Raw genomic sequence first — 16,805 nt, 5'->3', positions numbered from 1 at the left:
GTCCTCGCCAAATTTCCAAACCATTCCACTGGCTGAAGGAAAGACAACCGGCTATCGACATCGATGAGGAATCCCGCATGACAGACATGGTGGTTGCACGCAAGGAAGGCCTCTATTGCGTACCCGGGGATTTCTACATCGACCCCTGGCTGCCGGTGGACCGGGCGGTCATCACCCATGCGCATGCCGATCATGCGCGCGTCGGCCACGGTCATTATCTTGCGTCCGCCGAAGGCGAAGGCGTGCTGCGCTCGCGCCTAGGCGATATCCATCTGGAGACGCTGCCCTATGGCGAGTCTGTGGCGCGCAACGGCGTCACCGTCTCGCTGCATCCGGCCGGCCATGTGCTCGGCTCGGCCCAGGTGCGCATGGAATACCGCGGCGAAGTCTGGGTCGCTTCCGGCGACTACAAGGTCGAAGCCGATGCCACCTGCGCCGGCTTCGAGCCGGTGCGCTGCGATACCTTCATCACCGAATCCACGTTCGGCCTGCCGATCTACCGCTGGCAGCCGCAGACGAGCATCTTCAGCGACATCGACGACTGGTGGCGCGCCAATGCGCAGGCAGGCCGCGCCAGCGTGCTGTTCTGCTATGCCTTCGGCAAGGCGCAGCGCATTCTCGCCGGCATTGATGCCGGCATCGGTCCCATCATCTGCCATGGCGCGGTCGAGCCGCTCAACCGCGCCTACCGCGCTTCCGGCGTGCGCCTGCCGGAAACCCGCATGGTCACCGACATCGCCGACAAGACCGAACTGCGGCGGGCGCTGGTCATTGCACCGCCTTCCGCCGGCGCTTCGCCGTGGATGAAGCGCTTCGGTGAATACAGCGACGCCTTCGCCAGCGGCTGGATGCTGCTGCGCGGCGCGCGCAGGAGGCGCGCCGTCGATCGCGGTTTCATCCTTTCCGATCATGCCGACTGGCCGGGCCTGATGCAGGCCATCGGCGCCACCGGCGCGGAGCGGGTGATCGTCACCCATGGACAGGTGCCGGTGATGGTGCGCTGGCTGCGGCAGAACGGACTCGATGCCGGCGCCTTCGACACCGAATACGGCGACGAGGAAGACAACGGCAGCACGGCGGAAGAGCCTGCCGGCGAAAGGCTTGCCGATGCGTGAGTTCGCCCGCCTCTATGCGGAACTCGACAGCACCACCGCCACCAGCCGCAAGCTGGCGGCGCTCAAGCAGTACTTCAGCCATGCGGCGCCGGCCAATGCGGCATGGGCCGTCTATTTCCTCTCCGGCGGCAAGCCGCGCCAGATCGTGCCGACCAAGCTGCTGCGGCAGTTCGCGATAGAACATGCCGGCATCGACGACTGGCTGTTCGACGAGTGCTATCACGCGGTCGGCGATTTCGCCGAAACCATTGCCCATCTGCTGCCGCCGCCGCGCGACGCCTCCGATGTCGGCCTGGCGGAATGGATGACCGAGCGCATCGCGCCACTGCGCGGCGCCGCGCCGGAAACCATCCGCAGCGCCATGTTCTCCTTCTGGGACCAGCTGGCGGCGCAGGAGCGCTTCGTGCTGCAGAAGCTCATCAGCGGCAGCTTCCGCGTCGGCGTGTCGCGCCTCCTGGTCACGCGCGCGCTGGCCGAAGTGGCCGGTGTCGACGGCAAGCGCATCGCGCAGCGCCTGATGGGCTGGACCGACGGCACGGTGCAGCCCACCGCCGAGCAGTATCTGCGGCTTGTCGCCGGCCATCATGAGCATGAGCACCAGTCGCGCGGCGGACAGCCTTATCCCTTCTTTCTCGCGCATGCGCTGCAGGCCGATCCCGCCACGCTGGGGCCGGTCGGCGACTGGATCGCGGAATGGAAGTACGACGGCATCCGCGCCCAGCTGATACGGCGCGAGGGACAGACCTGGCTGTGGTCGCGCGGCGAGGACCTGATCACCGAACGCTTCCCCGAAATCAGCGGCATCGCCCTGCCGGAAGGCACGGTGATCGATGGCGAGATCGTCATCTGGAAGGAAGATGCGCCGGCGCCGTTCGCCGCGCTGCAGCAGCGCATCGGCCGCAAGACGCTGTCGGCCAAGATGCGCGCCGAACTGCCGGCGGCGCTGATCGCCTACGACCTGCTCGAAGTCGAAGGCGCGGACATCCGCAACACTGTCCAGGCCGAGCGGCGTGCCCTGCTCGAGAGCATGGCGGCGGCGATCGATCACCCGTCGCTGAAGCTGTCGCCCCTGGTGCGGGCCGCCTCCTGGGAAGAACTGGCGCAGCTGCGCGAGACATCCCGCTCGCGCTCCGTCGAAGGCCTGATGCTCAAGGCGGCGGCCTCGCGCTACGGCGTCGGACGCACCAAGGACAGCGGCACGTGGTGGAAATGGAAGATCGATCCCTATGCGGTGGACGCGGTGCTGATCTATGCCCAGACCGGCAATGGCCGGCGCGCCTCGCTCTATACCGACTATACCTTCGCGGTCTGGGACAGCGAGCCGGACGGCACGCGCCGGCTGGTGCCCTTCGCCAAGGCCTATTCCGGCCTGACCGATGCCGAGATCGCCAAGGTGGATGCGGCGATCCGGCGCACCACGATAGAACGCTTCGGCCCGGTGCGCAGCGTCGAGCCGACCATGGTGTTCGAGATCGGCTTTGAAGGCATCGCCGCCTCGCCGCGCCACAAGGCCGGCATCGCGGTGCGCTTTCCGCGCATCCTGCGCAAGCGCGACGACAAGACCATCGAGGAAGCCGACACGCTCGATACCCTGAAGGGAATGCTGGCGTGAGCGCCGCGCCGATCGATGCCAGTCTCGCTGGCGTGCCTGTGCCTGGGTCCGTACGCCGCCCGAAGCGGCCGACGGCGCCGAAGGACAAGCCGCCGCAAGCAGCGGGCGAGGACGTCGATCGCTGGTTCGAGCGGCGCGGCTGGCAGGTCTTTCCTTTCCAGCGCGCGGTCTGGCAGGCCGCCGGCGAAGGCAGGTCGGGCCTGCTGCATGCGACGACGGGGTCGGGCAAGACTTATGCGGTCTGGTTCGCCGCCGTGTTGCGCGCATTGCGCCAGCCGCCGTCGAAGACCGGACTGCGCGTGCTGTGGATCACGCCGATGCGGGCGCTGGCCGCCGACACCGCGCGCGCACTGCAGGCGCCGCTGGAAGAACTGCTGCCCGCATGGCGGGTCGGCCTGCGCACCGGCGATACCTCGTCCTCGGAACGCAGCCGCCAGGCAAAGGCCCTGCCGCAGACGCTGATCACCACGCCGGAAAGCCTGTCGCTGATGCTCAGCCGCGCCGACGGCGAGGCGCAGATGGGCATGCTGGACATGGTGATCGTCGATGAATGGCATGAACTGATGGGCAGCAAGCGCGGCGCGCAGACGCAGCTCGCCCTGGCGCGATTGCGCCTGTGGCGCCCGGAGCTCGTGGTATGGGGCCTGTCGGCCACGCTTGGCAACCTGCGCATCGCCCAGGACGCCTTGCTGGGCGAAGGCGCAGACAATGGCGAACTGGTCGAAGGCCGCCTCGACAAGGAGATCGCGGTCGATACGCTGATCCCGCCCGATCCCGCGATCTTTCCCTGGGCCGGCCATCTCGGCATGCGCATGCTGCAGCCGGTCATCGAGGAAATCGACGCGCATGCCGCCACGCTGGTGTTCACCAACACGCGGGCGCAGGCCGAACTCTGGTACCAGCAATTGATCGAGGCGCGTCCCGACTGGGCGGGCCTGATCGCGCTGCACCACGGCTCGCTCGACAAGGCCGTGCGCGACTGGGTGGAGCAGGCGGTGAAGCAGGGCGAACTCAAGGCGGTGGTGTGCACCTCGAGTCTTGACCTTGGCGTCGATTTCCTGCCGGTGGAGCGGGTGCTGCAGATCGGCAGTCCGAAAGGCGTGGCGCGGCTGATCCAGCGCGCCGGCCGCAGTGGCCATGCGCCCGGCCGCGTGTCGCGCGTGACGCTGGTGCCGACGCATAGCCTGGAATTGCTGGAAGCCGCCGCCGCCAGACGCGCCGTGGCGCGCCGCCGCATCGAATCGCGCCCGGTGCCGGAGAAGCCGCTCGACGTGCTGGTGCAGCACATGGTCACCATCGCCCTCGGCGGCGGCTTCACTTCCGATGCCTTGTTCGAGGAAGTGAAAACCGCCTATGCCTACCGCAAGCTGAGCAAGGAAGAATGGCAATGGGCGCTGGAGTTCGTTGCCAGCGGCGGACAGAGCCTCGCCGTCTATCCGGAATACCGGCGCGTGCTGCCCGACGAGCAGGGCGTGTACCGCGTGCCCGATGCGGCGCTCGCCCGGCGCCACCGGATGAGCATCGGCACCATCGTCTCGGATGCCGCGATGCAGGTGAAATTCCTGTCCGGGACCAAGCTCGGCACGGTGGAGGAATCCTTCATTTCGCGCTTGCGCAAAGGCGACCATTTCCTGTTCGGCGGCCGCGTGCTGGAGTTCGTCCGGGTGCATGAAATGACCGCCTATGTCCGGCGCGGCGGCGGCGGCAAGGCGGCGGTGCCGCGCTGGCAGGGCGGCAAGATGCCGCTGTCCTCCGAACTGGCGCAGGCCGCGCTCGACTGCCTGCAGGAGGCTGCCCAGCATCGCTACGACGGCCCCGAGATGCAGGCCATCAGGCCGCTGCTGGAGGTGCAGCAGCGCTGGTCCGGCCTGCCGACCGCGCAGGTGCTGCTGGCGGAGCAGACCGAGAGCCGCGAAGGACATCACCTGTTCCTGTATCCGTTCGCCGGCCGTTCGGTGCATATCGGGCTGGCTTCCCTGCTCGCATGGCGGGTCGCGAAGACGATGCCGGCCACCTTTTCGATGGCCGTCAATGATTACGGCTTCGAACTGCTGTCGCTGCAGCCGGTGGAGTGGCGCAGCCTGCTCGGCGAAGAACTGCTGTCGCCCGAACATCTGCTGGAGGATGTATTGGCCAGCCTGAATGCCACCGAACTGGCGCAGCGCCGCTTCCGGGAAATCGCCCGTATCGCCGGACTGATTTTTCAGGGCATGCCGGGGCAGAAAAAGAGCGCGAGGCAACTGCAGGCCTCGTCCAGCCTGTTCTTCGAAGTCTTTCGCAAGCATGACGCCGGCAACCTGCTGCTGACGCAGGCCCAGCGCGAAGTGCTGGAACAGGAACTGGAATTGTCGCGGCTGCGCGAGGCGCTGGTGACAATGCGGCAGCGCCGGCTCGACTTCCACGTCACGCGCAAGCCGACGCCGTTCGCCTTTCCGCTGATGGTGGAGCGGCTGCGGGAAAAGCTCAGCAATGAAAAGCTGTCCGACCGTGTTGCCCGCATGCTGCGCGAGTTGCAGAAGGCGGCGGAAAAATGAGCGCGGCGCTGACCATCGACATTGCAGGCGAAACCCTGCAGCTGCTGCCCCAGCGCGCGCTCTATTGGCCCGCCCGGCGCATGCTGATGATCGCCGACATCCATTTCGGCAAGGCCGCTGCCTTTCGCGCCCGGGGCGTACCGGTGCCGCACGGGACCACCGCGCAGAACCTGGCGCTGATCGAATCGCTGCTGCAGGCGCATGCGGTGGAGCACATCGTCTTCCTCGGTGATTTCCTGCATTCGCGCGCGGTGCAGGGCTCGGCCAGCCTGCAGGCCATGCTGCAATGGCGCGCCGCCCATGCGGCATTGCAGCTGACGCTGGTGCGCGGCAATCATGATGCGCATGCCGGCGATCCGCCGGCGGCATTGCGGATGGAAGTCGTCGACGAGCCGTTCCGCATCGGGCCGTTCGCCTGCTGCCATCATCCCGAACCCCGTGCCGATGCCTATGTGCTGGCCGGCCACGTGCATCCTGTCTTTCGTCTATCGGCCGGCGGCGACAGCCTGCGGCTGCCGTGCTTCCTGTTCGGCCAGCGCTGTGCGGTGCTGCCATCCTTCGGCGCATTCACCGGCGGATATCCGGTGACGCCGAAGGAAGGGGAGCGGCTGTTCGTCGCCGCGGACGATGCGGTGTTCGAGGTGCCGCAGCCCTGAGCTTGAGCCTTGAGCCTGGGCCCGGTTTCGGCTCAGGCCGGCTGGCCGCTTCCCGCTGCGGCGAAGCGCGCGCGGCCGATCAGGTATTCCAGTCCGGTGGCAATGGCCAGCACCATCGAGCCGGCAATCAGCACCTGGCGCGGCGCCAGCGTCTCCGCCAGCATCCAGAACATGCCGAGCGACAGCATGCGCAGTATCCACAGCACCAGTTCGCGCGCGAAGATGCGGTCCGACAGCGCGCCCTCGATATCCAGCGTCTGCTGGTTCAGCACCTGTTCGCTGGCGATCAGGAAAGGGCTGCCGACCGCCTTGAGCACCGAGTAGACAATGTAGAGCGCGGGAATCCAGACGCTGGCGCCCAGCAGCAGGAAGGCGGTGCCGACCACCAGGCAGGAAGCGCCCAGCCAGCCTGCACGGTTGCCGACATCGCGGTTGCGCCGGGTGATATAGAGCGCGATGCCGCCCGCCAGTCCGGCAAGCGTCGCCACCCAGCCGAAGCGGCTGGCCGAGCCGAGCGCTTCCGAGGCGCCGGCCGAGGCCAGCGCCTGGCTGATGCCGAACAGGCCGGATTCGAGGAAGAACAGCGGCAGGCAGGCGATGAATTGCGGCTGGCGCAGGATGGCCGCCGGTTGCCGCAGCGGAGCCAGCGGCGCATGCGGCAGTCCTCGTCCGAACAGGACCGCGCCGAGCAGGCAGATCGCGCCGTAGACCTGGTAGACCAGGTCGCTGCGCTCGGCGAAGACCGCCAGCAGGCTGGTCATGGTCAGCGTGGTGCCGACGCTGAACAGGACCGTCGCGGTGCCCGCGCGGGCGGCATAGCTGTCGCGCTCGCCATCCTTGATCAGTGACATTTCCAGCCAGTGGCGGGCTCCCCATGACAAGCCGAGAAAGCAGCCGTAGGCCAGGGCCAGCGTCCATCTTGAATGGTCGCCCAGCAGCAGCAGGAATCCGGGCGCAAGGAAGGCCAGTCGCATGACATGCGCGGCGCTCAACTGCAGGAGCGGGCCGAAGACATACGCCAGGGCGGTCGCGCCCATTGCGGAAGTCAGCATGGCTGCGGTGAAGCCGAACATGGCATGCACGTCATGCGCCGCCATGACGAAATAGCCGATGAAACCGATCATGGTGCCGATGGAACCTTGCAGGGCAATGAAGGGCAACATCGCGCGTTGGGATGTTGACAGGGACATTATTGTTTTCGCGTGTTGATGTTATTGAAAGCGCATGCGGACAAGCCGGCATGCGCGAATGCCGTGTAGGACTAGCCTGCAGGAAAGAGGTTCCGCAAGGAAATGTCCTTGCGGAAATCAGGGGAGATCAGCGGGGCGTCAGCAGGTCGTGGCGCGGATAGGCCCACGCCGGCACGTTCGACAGGCAGGAGCGGCTTGCAAAATCGGCAAAGCGCAGTGTCGAGAAGTTGCCGCGCGGGGTGGTGGCAAAGCGGATATCGGTGGCCTGCTCCGTATTGACGGACGGGATGCGCGCAAAGCGCATCCAGGCGTCGAAGTGGCAATTCTCGTTGCGCAGCCGGCGCAGGGCAGGCAAATCGCCCTGCTCTTGTGAAAACAGCGCGATGCCCGGAGCGACAGGCCGCTGCGAGGCGGCATCCGCCAGTGCGGCCGGGCAGTCGGAGGCCGGCACGAGCTCCGGCGCAATGCTGACAATACCGCGCTTGAGCCCATAGGTGCCGGCCGCCTCATTGCTTTCCACCGAGGCGAAAGCCCAGCACAGCGGATTGGCCGGAAACGCCGACATCGACATGTCGAGCACCCGCGTCGCAGGATCGGCGGCGCGCAGCTGCGCCGCCAGCATGTCCTTGCTGCGCTGCGACGCCTGATGCTGCACGCCGACGAATGCCAGCGCGAAGGCGAAGGACAGCAGCAATCCGCCGCGGCCGGCTTTTCCGCTTTCGTCGCTGCGCTGCTGCACCAGGTGCTGCACCAGGACGAGCACGATTCCCATGGCAAGCAATGCGGCAAACGATGGCCACGACAGGAAGCCGCGCGTGGTGAAATACAGCGGCACTCCCAGCAGCAGGGCCGCCAGCAGGATTTTCAAGGGCCGCGAGCGCACCATCCAGGCAAGCGGCAGGCCGAAGGCGATCCAGAACACCGGTTCCAGGATGAACACCATGTCGCCGTAAAGCCAGCGGGCGTCGACCGGGTAAAACGGATGGATGCCGTAGGAATTCAGATAATCCATCAGCAGGTGCAGGGCGAAACCGGCGGCGATGCTGAGCAGCAGGCCGAGGCGTGCCGTTGCGCTTTGCAGCAGCAGGCGGCGGGCCGAAGGCCACAGCATCAGCAGCAGGGCGAGCAACAATGCCTGCGGCAACGCATACAGGATGGTGTGGGTGTGGCCGCGGTGGTGCAGCAGATAACCGAGCGGTTCCGGCAGCAGTGGCGTCAGCACCAGGTCAAGATCGGGGAAATTGCCGGCCAGCCAGCATGCGATCAGCATCAGCCTGTGGCGGATGCGCTGGCGCTGGCTGTCGGTTTCGGGAGGAAGGCTGCGATGCAGCAGCGCGCCGGCCGCGAGGCTGGCGACAGAGTGGCTGAGATTGTCCATGAGGCAAGATAGTAACGGCTTTTTATCTTGCCCCCTTATCCTGTCATCAGTTCTCGGTGCCTGCCCATCTTATGTATTGGGCGGCCGGCCCTGCGCCGCCATGGCTTTGAACCAGTGCGCGGTCGCTTCATCGGCGGGGAAAAAGGATTCCACCCGCAGCTCATGCACGGTAACGTCATGCGGCGTTCCCAGCGTGGCGATGGTGGTGAACAGGTTGAGCGATACCGCCTCCTTCTTCAGGATGACAGGCAGGAAGGGCAGCGCACGCGCATCCAGATTGGGCGTGCGGATGGCGCCGGCAATGCCGTCGAACGCGGCAAGCTCGTCGAGAAGGCGGGTGGCTTCGCTGCCCGGGCCGTCGCTCATCGCCTCGCGCTGTATCCAGTGCAGCATGTCGCCGCAAACATCCCTCCAGTTCGGAATGAAAGGGCGCAGGCCGGCCGGGTCGAGCATCAGGCGTGCGACATTGATCTCGCCGTCACGGGGAATCGGGGCATGGTCGGGCATGCCGAGCAGCCATTTCATCATGCGCGCCGCGGGCTCGTTGGGCATTACCAAGTTCCACAGGCGATCGACCACCAGCGCCGGATACGGTGCCTGCTGCTGCAGCATGAAGTCCAGCGCCTGCTTGACGGCGCGCAGCTCCGGATCGGACAGATTGCGTTCCTGATAGGCGGGCGCGAAGCCTGCGGCAAGCAGCATCACGTTGCGCTGGCGCAGCGGCACGTCGAGCACCATGCCGAGTTTCAGGACCATTTCCTTGCTCGGCTGGGAACGGCCGCTTTCCAGGAAGCTGATGTGCCGCTGCGAAATGTCGCTCTCCACCGACAGCTTCAGCTGCGTCAGTCCGCGCTTCTCGCGCCAGTAACGCAGCGCAGAGGCGAAATCGTGGAAATAGCGCTCATGCGGGGCGGGCGCGCCTGTCGTGAGCGTCGTAGTACTTGCCTGTGCTGTTGCCGTCATGCTTGCTCCCTCTTTTCCCTGATGATGCTTGCAGTGTAGCCGTCTCATGCCATTCATTCATGAACGGTATTGTGGGCACCATGCCGCGGCCGGTCGATTACGCCGGAGGTAATCTGCAAGGGCGCGCCGGAAATAAAAAAAGCCGGCGGGAAACCTGAGTTTCCCTGCCGGCTAACGCTGCAGTCGTCGCTGACTGCTTACGGAGGTTGACGGGAGGTGAGACTTGTTTAGTTGGACTTGCCGGCTTCTTCCGGTGTATAGCGGGTTGCATCCAGCTCGGCCCGGGTCGAATGGCGGCGCAGGCGGATGTTGAGCATTTCCACTCCCAGCGAGAAGGCCATCGCACTGTAGATGTAGCCCTTCGGAACATGGTGACCGAAGCCTTCCGCGATCAGCACCACGGCGACCACGACCAGGAAGGACAGCGCGAGCATCTTGATGGTCGGATGCGCCGATACGAAACGGCCGATCGGACCGGCGAAGAACATCATCAGGCCGACCGAGACGATCACTGCGGCGACCATGACGGCGATCTCGTCCACCATGCCGACGGCGGTGATGATGGAATCCAGCGAGAACACCAGGTCGATCACCATGATCTGCATCACAATGCCGGCGAAGGTGCTCTTCACCACGGTGCCTACGCCGGGTTCCGCGCCTTCGAAGGATTCATGAATCTCCCCCACGCTCTTGTAGAGCAGGAACAGGCCGCCAGCCAGCAGCACCAGGTCGCGGCCGGAGAAGCCTTGTCCGAAGATGGAGAACAGCGGCTGGGTCATGCCAACGATCCAGGACAGTGTCAGCAGCAGGCCGATACGCATGAACATCGCAAGGAAAAGGCCGAGGCGGCGGGTGAATTCCTGCTTTTCCTTGGGAAGCTTGTCGACCAGGATCGAGATGAAGATGATGTTGTCGATGCCCAGCACCAGTTCCAGCGCGGTGAGGGTCAGAAAGGCCATCCATATCTGTGGATCGGAGAGTAGTTCAATCATGTTGATTTCCTTGGTTGATGATTATTGTTATCAGCAATAACGGAGGGCGCGCCTTGCTTCGCAGGGGCGCGCCCTCCGTTCGATCCACCGCAGGGTGGACCTGTTCCCTTTTCAGCCTTTCACTGCTGTTAAAGGCTGTCAGTCATTGCTGCTGAAGCCCAGCAGGTGCAGCAGGCTGGTGAACAGGTTGAAGATGGAGACGAACAGGCTCAGCGTCGCCATCACATAGTTGGTTTCACCGCCGCGCACGATCTGGTTGGTTTCATACAGGATCATGCCCGACATCAGCAGCACGACCACCGCGGATACCGTCAGCGACAGCGCCGGGATCTGCAGGAAGACAGCGGCCAGGCTGGCAAGGAAGGCCACGATGATGCCCACCATGAGGAAGCCGCCCATGAAGGACAGGTCCCGCTTGGTGACCAGCGCATAGGCCGACAGGCCGACGAAAGCCGCCGCGGTGCCGCCCATGGCCAGCATCACCGTCTGCGTGCCGTTCGGCATGTTGAGGTAATGCGTCAGTACGGGGCCGAGCGTGTATCCCATGAAACCGGTCAGGGCAAATACCAGCGCCACGCCAAGGCCGCGGTCACGATACTTGTTGACCAGAAACAGCAGTCCGAAATAGCCGACCATGGTGAGCAGGATGCCCGGGTGGGGCAGGCGCAGTGCGACCGACACCCCGGCCGCCAGCGCACTGAAAGCCAGGGTCATGGCCAGCAGCATGTAGGTATTGCGCAAGACTTTGTGGGAGGCCACATCCAACACGCTGGTTGCGGCATAAGCGCCGGGCGCAGGACGGCGCAGCGATGTGAAGCGGTCATTCATGATGCAGTCCTTTCAAGACGGTTCAAACGACACGAAGATCAGCAAGGAACCGGCCAGACATGCAAACCGTTGTCACTCAGGCATGCAAGTGCCGTGCTGATCACGAAGGTGATGTTAAAAGTTCTTATCTATGATAAAAAGCGAAGATAAAAGAAACGTCGCTTCGGGAAAACTGGAACATGAAAAATACCGGAATCAATTTTCGCCATCTGTACTATTTCTGGGTCGTCGCCAAGGAAGGCAGCGTCACGCGTGCCGCCGAGCGGCTCGATGTTGCCATCCAGACCATCAGCGCCCAGCTGGCGCTGCTGGAACAGGCGGTCGGCAAGGCGTTGCTCGCACCGCAGGGAAGGAGGCTGGTGCTTACCGAAGCCGGCCGCGTGGCCCTGCGCTATGCGGACCAGATTTTCATGCTCGGCGAACAGATGCAGGAGGTGCTGGCCGAATCCGACATCGGCCAGACCATGCGCCTGACGGTCGGGCTGTCCGATTCCCTGCCGAAACTGATTGCTTCCCGTTTGCTGGAAGCGGCATTGAAATTGCCGCAGAAGGTCAAGCTGGTCTGCCACGAGGATGACTTCGAGTCGCTGCTTGGCGACCTTTCCGTGCACAAGCTCGATGTCATCCTCACCGACCGGCCGGTGCCATCAGGCACGACGCTGCGGGTGTTCAGCCATCTCATCGGCGAAAGCGAACTGATGCTGTTCGGCCTGCCCGACATGGCGGAGAAGTACCGCGCCGATTTCCCGAAGAGCCTGCACGGGGCGCCGATGCTGCTGCCCACGCGCAATCATGCGATCCGCGGGCGCTTCGACCACTGGTTCGAGTCGCATGACGTTCGTCCCGACATCGTGGCGGAATTCGATGACAATGCGCTGCTCAATACTTTCGCCCGCCACGGACACGGACTGTTCCCGGGGCCATCCGCGCTGGCGGACGATGTGCGCGAAGAACTCGGTGCGGTGCCGGTGGGAGAACTGACGCAATTGCGGGAACAGTTCTATGCGATTTCCAACGAGCGCAAGATCCAGCATCCGGCGGTTGATGCCATCCTGACGGCGGTGCATGGCGGGCTGTTCGTCAAGCATTGAGCGGCTTCGCGCGGGTGCGGGAAACGACGCGGCACGAGAGCGGTGCAAGCCGCGCCGCCGCTCCGCCGGGTCAGCTCGCCTGCAATGCCAGCGTCACCGCCAGCGCCAGCATGATCGTACCGATGGCGCCGTCCAGCAGGCGCCATGCCGACGGCCGTGCGAACCAGGGCGACAGCAGCCGCGCGCCGAAGCCGACCAGGCTGAACCAGGTGCAGGCGGCGCTCATTGCGCCAAGCGCGAACCACCACTTGCCGTCGGCGCCCTGCTGGCCGCCCACCGCGCCCAGCAGCACCACCGTATCGAGATAGACATGCGGATTCAGCAGGGTCACCGCCAGCACCGTCAGCAAGGCTTGCCGCTGCGTCAATTGTTCGCCTGACGCCGCCCGCAGGCTGCCGGCGCCGAATGCCGACCGCCAGGCGCGCAAGCCGTACCAGGCAAGAAAGACCGCGCCGCCCCAGCGCGCCGCATTCAGCAGCAGCGGCGAGCGCTCGATCAGCGTGCCGATGCCCGCGATGCCCGCGGCGATCAGCAGCGTCTCGCAAACGATGCATACCAGCACGGTCAGGCCGACATGCTGGCGCTGCAGGCCCATGCGCAGCACATGCGCATTCTGCGATCCGATGGCGACGATCAGGCCGGCGCCGAGGCCAAGACCCTTCAGGTAATAAGCAAGCATGTCGATTCCTTTTCCGGCGGTTTCATTCGCTGCGTGACGGCGTCGTGCAACGACTTCAGCCGCAATGGCAGCGATTGTTGCGGATGCGGGGTAAAAGCTGAACAAAACTTAATACAATTACGGCTTCCTTAATTTCTCTTCATCCGACATGCAGCTCGATCCGCGCCAGGCGCAAGCCCTGCTCGCCGTCATCGATACCGGAAGCTTCGAACAGGCTGCAGCGGCGCTGCATCTGACGGCGTCGGCGGTATCGCAGCGCATTCGCGCGCTGGAAACCGTGCTCGGCACGCCGCTGGTAGTGCGCACCCGGCCCTGCCGCGCCACGCCCGCCGGACAGCGGCTGCTGCAATACCTGCGCCGGGTGAAATCGCTGGAAGACGACCTGCACGCCGATCTCGCCAGCGGCCCGGATTCGCTCGTAGTCTCCATCGCCGTCAATGCCGATACCCTCGCCAGCTGGCTGCTGCCGGCGCTTGCCGGCTTCATCATCGAGGAGCGCATCCTGCTCGATCTGACGGTCGATGATCAGCAACATACCTATGCCCTGCTGGAAGCCGGGCTTGCGCTGGGATGCGTTTCGGCCGAAGCCAGGCCGATGCGCGGCTGCCAGGCCCGGCCGCTGGGCAGCATGCGTTACCGCTGCATGGCGGCGCCTGCCTTCCGCGACCGCTGGTTCGCCAGAGGCATGACGCGCGCCGCGGTGCAGCAGGCGCCGGTCGTGGAGTTCAATCGCAAGGACAAGCTGCAGGCCGACTTCCTTCAGCGGCACTATGGCTTGATGCCGGGCGGATATCGCAATCATTTCGTGCCCGCGTCCGACGCCTTCATGCGCGCCATCGAACTCGGGCTGGGCTGGGGCATGCTGCCCGAAGTGCAGATGGCGGCGCTGCAGGAGCAGGGCCGGCTGGTCGATGTCGCGCCGCACAGGCCGACCGATGTCCATCTGTTCTGGCATACATGGAAGGTGCAGTCGCCGCGCATGGAGCGCCTGTCGGCGGCGCTGCTGCAGGCGGCGCGCGAGGTGCTGCGCTGATGTTCCGGACGACTGGTGTACCGACGGCATCGGCGCGCAAGCGGCAAGGAAGGATTACACTGCGGTAATGTCCAACCCGAGCGCCGACATGCCGAGCAAGGAAAGCAAGGATCCCTGGAAGATCGTCTACCTGCTCGCCTTTACCCAGATCGTGTCGTGGGGCTCGCTGTACTACGCATTCGCCGTCGTCGCCAATGATATCCAGCGCGATCTCGGTCTTTCCACGCCTGTCGTGTTCGGCGCCTTCTCCTGGAGCCTCCTGGTGGCGGGACTGGCGGCGACGCCGGCGGGCATGCTGATCGACCGTGCCGGCGGACGCGCCGTGATGTCGATCGGCTCCCTGCTGGCGGGCATCGGCATGGCGGGTATCGCCTGCAGCAATTCGCCTGCGATGTATATCGGCGCCTGGACCGTGACCGGCATCGCCATGGCAATGACCCTGTACGAAGCCGCCTTCGCCACCATCAACCGGGAGTTCCTGCGCGGCGCGCGCAAGGGCATCTCGGTGCTGACCCTGTTCGGCGGCCTCGCGAGCACCGTGTTCTGGCCCCTGACGCTCAAGCTCAATACCGCAATCGGCTGGCGCGACACGCTGCTGCTCTATGCCGCAATCCATGTGCTGCTGTGCCTGCCGATGCATGCCATGCTCGCAGCGGCCGGAGCAAGGAAGCAGGCTGGCGCCGCGCATGCCGACGCCAGCGGGGACGCGCGGCAGGCGCGCAGCTTCACGCTGCGGGAAGCGCTGCGCGAACCGGTGTTCTGGAAACTGGCGCTGGCTTTCTCGGCCAACCTCTTCATTTTTTCCGCGCTGTCGGTTCACCTGATTCCGCTGCTGCAGCGCTTCGGCCACTCCGCCGGCACCGCGGTGCTGGTGGCGGCGCTGATCGGTCCGATGCAGGTCGCCGGGCGCATCGCCGAAATGGCATTCGCAAGCAAGGTCAAGCCGCAGGCGGTGGGCATTGCCACCTTCGCGGTGCTGCCGCTGGCTTTGCTGGCGCTCCTCTTCATGGGAACCCGGCCGCTTGCCGTTGCCGCATTCTGCATGCTGTACGGCATGAGCAACGGCGTGCTGACGATCGTGCGCGGCATCGTGCCGCAGGTGCTGTTCGGCCGCGAAAACTATGGCGCCATTTCCGGCGCGCTGGCCGGGCCCTCGCTCATCTCCAAGGCGGCAGGACCGCTGGCGGCGGCATCCCTGGTCGCTTACGATCCGGCACCGGAATGGCTGCTCGGCATCCTGCTGGCGGTGTCCGTGCTGTCGCTCGGCTGTTTTCTGTCGGCCGTGCGCGCCGGCGCGGTCCGATAGAAACTTCCCGTCCGAAACTTCATGCGCCCGGCCGCGGTCTACCGGCCACACGCAAGGAGGCATGATGATGTCACCCGGATTCATCTTCGCCACGGGGATCGAGAACAGCGCTCCCACGATCGACGGCGGCCGGCTGCGCATGGATGAAATGGACAAGTGCGGCCATTATCATCACTGGCGCACCGACTTCGCCCTGGTCCAGGAACTCGGCATCCATTTCCTTCGCTACGGGCCGCCGCTGCATTCCGCGCTGCTCGGCCCGGAACGCTACGACTGGTCGTTCGCCGATGAAACTTTCCGCGATCTCAAGGAGCGCGATCTCATCCCGATCGTCGACCTCTGCCACTTCGGCGTGCCGGACTGGATCGGCAATTTCCAGAATCCGGATTTTCCGCAGCTCTTCGCCGCCTACGCGCAGGCATTCGCCCAGCGCTTTCCATGGATCCAGCTGTACACGCCGGTCAATGAAATGTTCATCTGCGCCGTGTTCTCCGGGCTGTACGGCTGGTGGAACGAGCAGCAGACGAGCGACCGCGCCTTCGTTACCGCGCTCAAGCACCTGGTCAAGGCCAATGTGCTGGCGATGAACGCCATCCTGAAGGTGCGGCCGGACGCCTTGTTCGTGCAGAGCGAGTCGTCGGAATACTTCCATGCCGAGAATCCGCGCGCGATCCGCCCGGCGGAGCTGGCCAATGCGCGCCGCTTCCTGTCGCTCGATCTCAACTACGGCCGGCGCGTCGATTCGGAAATGTACGAGTACCTGATGGACAACGGCATGACCCGCGACGAGTACCGCTTCTTCATGCGCAACAATCTCAAGCACCACTGCATCATGGGCAATGACTATTACATGACCAATGAGCACCTGGTGATGGAAGACGGCAGCATGCGGGCCTCCGGCGAGATCTTCGGCTATTCGGTGATCACCGGCCAGTATTACGACCGCTATCGCCTTCCGGTGATGCATACGGAAACCAACCTGGTGCAGGGGCCGAACGGCGACGAGGCGGTGTTCTGGCTGCGCAAGCAATGGGCGAATGTCTTGCGGGTGCGCAACGACGGCGTGCCGATCGTCGGCTTCACCTGGTATTCGCTGACCGACCAGGTCGACTGGGATACCGCGCTGCGCGAAAACAATGGACATCCGAATGCGCTCGGCCTGTACGACCTCGACCGCAACATCCGCCCGGTCGGCGTGGCCTATGCCAAGCTGATCCACGACTGGCGGCAGGTGCTGCCGACGCAGAGCGTATGCCTGCAGGTGCCGGTTGTCATGCCCAGCGAAGCGGACCAGGAATGGGCAAGGCGGCAGCGCGCCCATGCCTACCAGACGCGGCATGAAACCGCCGCGCCCGACAATACCGAGTAAGGAGCGCGAGAGTGGGGCGCATTCCGGTCTTTATATCATCGTCTCTTTCAAACGGACGG

14 protein-coding genes are annotated in these 16,805 nt (G+C 64.9%); 8 read left to right on the top strand and 6 right to left on the bottom strand.

Annotation, left to right across the window (positions count from 1 at the left end; translation table 11 throughout):
- The first annotated feature begins 77 nt into the window (after positions 1–77).
- The 4 genes from FH061_RS00735 to pdeM are packed head-to-tail and all read left to right on the top strand — an operon-like array spanning position 78 to position 5,917.
- Positions 78–1,115, top strand: coding sequence for a ligase-associated DNA damage response exonuclease (locus FH061_RS00735; RefSeq protein ID WP_151631993.1), 1,038 nt, complete (start codon positions 78–80; stop codon positions 1,113–1,115).
- The gene (locus tag FH061_RS00730; protein ID WP_151631991.1) at positions 1,108–2,727 is read left to right on the top strand and encodes an ATP-dependent DNA ligase; all 1,620 of its coding nucleotides are present in this window, start codon (positions 1,108–1,110) and stop codon (positions 2,725–2,727) included. Before FH061_RS00735 ends, FH061_RS00730 begins: the two co-directional genes overlap by 8 nt.
- 32 nt (positions 2,728–2,759) lie before the next feature.
- Entirely contained in the window at positions 2,760–5,261 is a 2,502-nt protein-coding gene (locus FH061_RS00725; RefSeq protein WP_404822414.1) for a ligase-associated DNA damage response DEXH box helicase, read from the top strand.
- The gene (gene pdeM, locus FH061_RS00720; protein WP_151631989.1) at positions 5,258–5,917 is read left to right on the top strand and encodes a ligase-associated DNA damage response endonuclease PdeM; all 660 of its coding nucleotides are present in this window, start codon (positions 5,258–5,260) and stop codon (positions 5,915–5,917) included. The genes FH061_RS00725 and pdeM overlap by 4 nt, the downstream gene beginning before the upstream one ends.
- Before the next feature lie 32 nt (positions 5,918–5,949).
- On the opposite strand, the gene FH061_RS00715 is transcribed toward pdeM, so the two are convergent.
- The 5 genes from FH061_RS00715 to FH061_RS00695 form a co-directional block, all read right to left on the bottom strand.
- Positions 5,950–7,107 (bottom strand): hypothetical protein, encoded by a 1,158-nt coding sequence (locus tag FH061_RS00715; protein WP_151631987.1) that lies wholly within the window; start codon positions 7,105–7,107, stop codon positions 5,950–5,952.
- Positions 7,108–7,234: 127 nt separating this feature from the next.
- A complete protein-coding gene (locus FH061_RS00710) occupies positions 7,235–8,485 on the bottom strand; it encodes a metal-dependent hydrolase (RefSeq protein ID WP_151631985.1) in 1,251 nt (416 codons plus the stop codon).
- A 69-nt stretch (positions 8,486–8,554) separates the two neighbouring features.
- Positions 8,555–9,448, bottom strand: coding sequence for a helix-turn-helix transcriptional regulator (locus tag FH061_RS00705; protein WP_192804836.1), 894 nt, complete (start codon positions 9,446–9,448; stop codon positions 8,555–8,557).
- A gap of 227 nt (positions 9,449–9,675) precedes the next feature.
- On the bottom strand, positions 9,676–10,440 hold the full coding sequence (locus FH061_RS00700) for a TerC family protein (RefSeq protein ID WP_151631981.1): 765 nt from the start codon (positions 10,438–10,440) through the stop codon (positions 9,676–9,678).
- 138 nt (positions 10,441–10,578) lie between these two features.
- Positions 10,579–11,268, bottom strand: a complete 690-nt coding sequence (locus tag FH061_RS00695) for a Bax inhibitor-1/YccA family protein (protein ID WP_151631979.1) — start codon at positions 11,266–11,268, stop codon at positions 10,579–10,581.
- A gap of 179 nt (positions 11,269–11,447) precedes the next feature.
- Here FH061_RS00695 and nhaR point away from each other — a divergent pair, with 179 nt between their 5' ends.
- Positions 11,448–12,359 carry a transcriptional activator NhaR gene (gene nhaR / locus FH061_RS00690; RefSeq protein WP_151631977.1) on the top strand — a complete coding sequence of 304 codons (912 nt, stop codon included), beginning with the start codon at positions 11,448–11,450 and terminating at the stop codon, positions 12,357–12,359.
- A 70-nt stretch (positions 12,360–12,429) separates the two neighbouring features.
- Here nhaR and FH061_RS00685 read toward each other — a convergent pair whose 3' ends face one another.
- Positions 12,430–13,038 carry a LysE/ArgO family amino acid transporter gene (locus tag FH061_RS00685; RefSeq protein ID WP_151631975.1) on the bottom strand — a complete coding sequence of 203 codons (609 nt, stop codon included), beginning with the start codon at positions 13,036–13,038 and terminating at the stop codon, positions 12,430–12,432.
- Between the two features lie 148 nt (positions 13,039–13,186).
- Here FH061_RS00685 and FH061_RS00680 point away from each other — a divergent pair, with 148 nt between their 5' ends.
- From FH061_RS00680 to FH061_RS00670, 3 genes are all read left to right on the top strand, one after another.
- Positions 13,187–14,071 carry an HTH-type transcriptional regulator ArgP gene (locus FH061_RS00680; RefSeq protein ID WP_151631973.1) on the top strand — a complete coding sequence of 295 codons (885 nt, stop codon included), beginning with the start codon at positions 13,187–13,189 and terminating at the stop codon, positions 14,069–14,071.
- Between the two features lie 67 nt (positions 14,072–14,138).
- Positions 14,139–15,377, top strand: coding sequence for an MFS transporter (locus tag FH061_RS00675; RefSeq protein ID WP_225984426.1), 1,239 nt, complete (start codon positions 14,139–14,141; stop codon positions 15,375–15,377).
- A 61-nt stretch (positions 15,378–15,438) separates the two neighbouring features.
- Entirely contained in the window at positions 15,439–16,746 is a 1,308-nt protein-coding gene (locus FH061_RS00670; protein ID WP_225984425.1) for a family 1 glycosylhydrolase, read from the top strand.
- Positions 16,747–16,805 lie beyond the last annotated feature (59 nt).

It is taken from the genome of Noviherbaspirillum aerium (genome assembly GCF_008929045.1).
GTDB classification, from domain to species: Bacteria; Pseudomonadota; Gammaproteobacteria; order Burkholderiales; family Burkholderiaceae_D; genus Noviherbaspirillum; species Noviherbaspirillum aerium.
The sequence above is the reverse complement of the archived record's forward strand: the minus strand, read 5'-3'. Positions and strand labels throughout refer to the sequence as shown.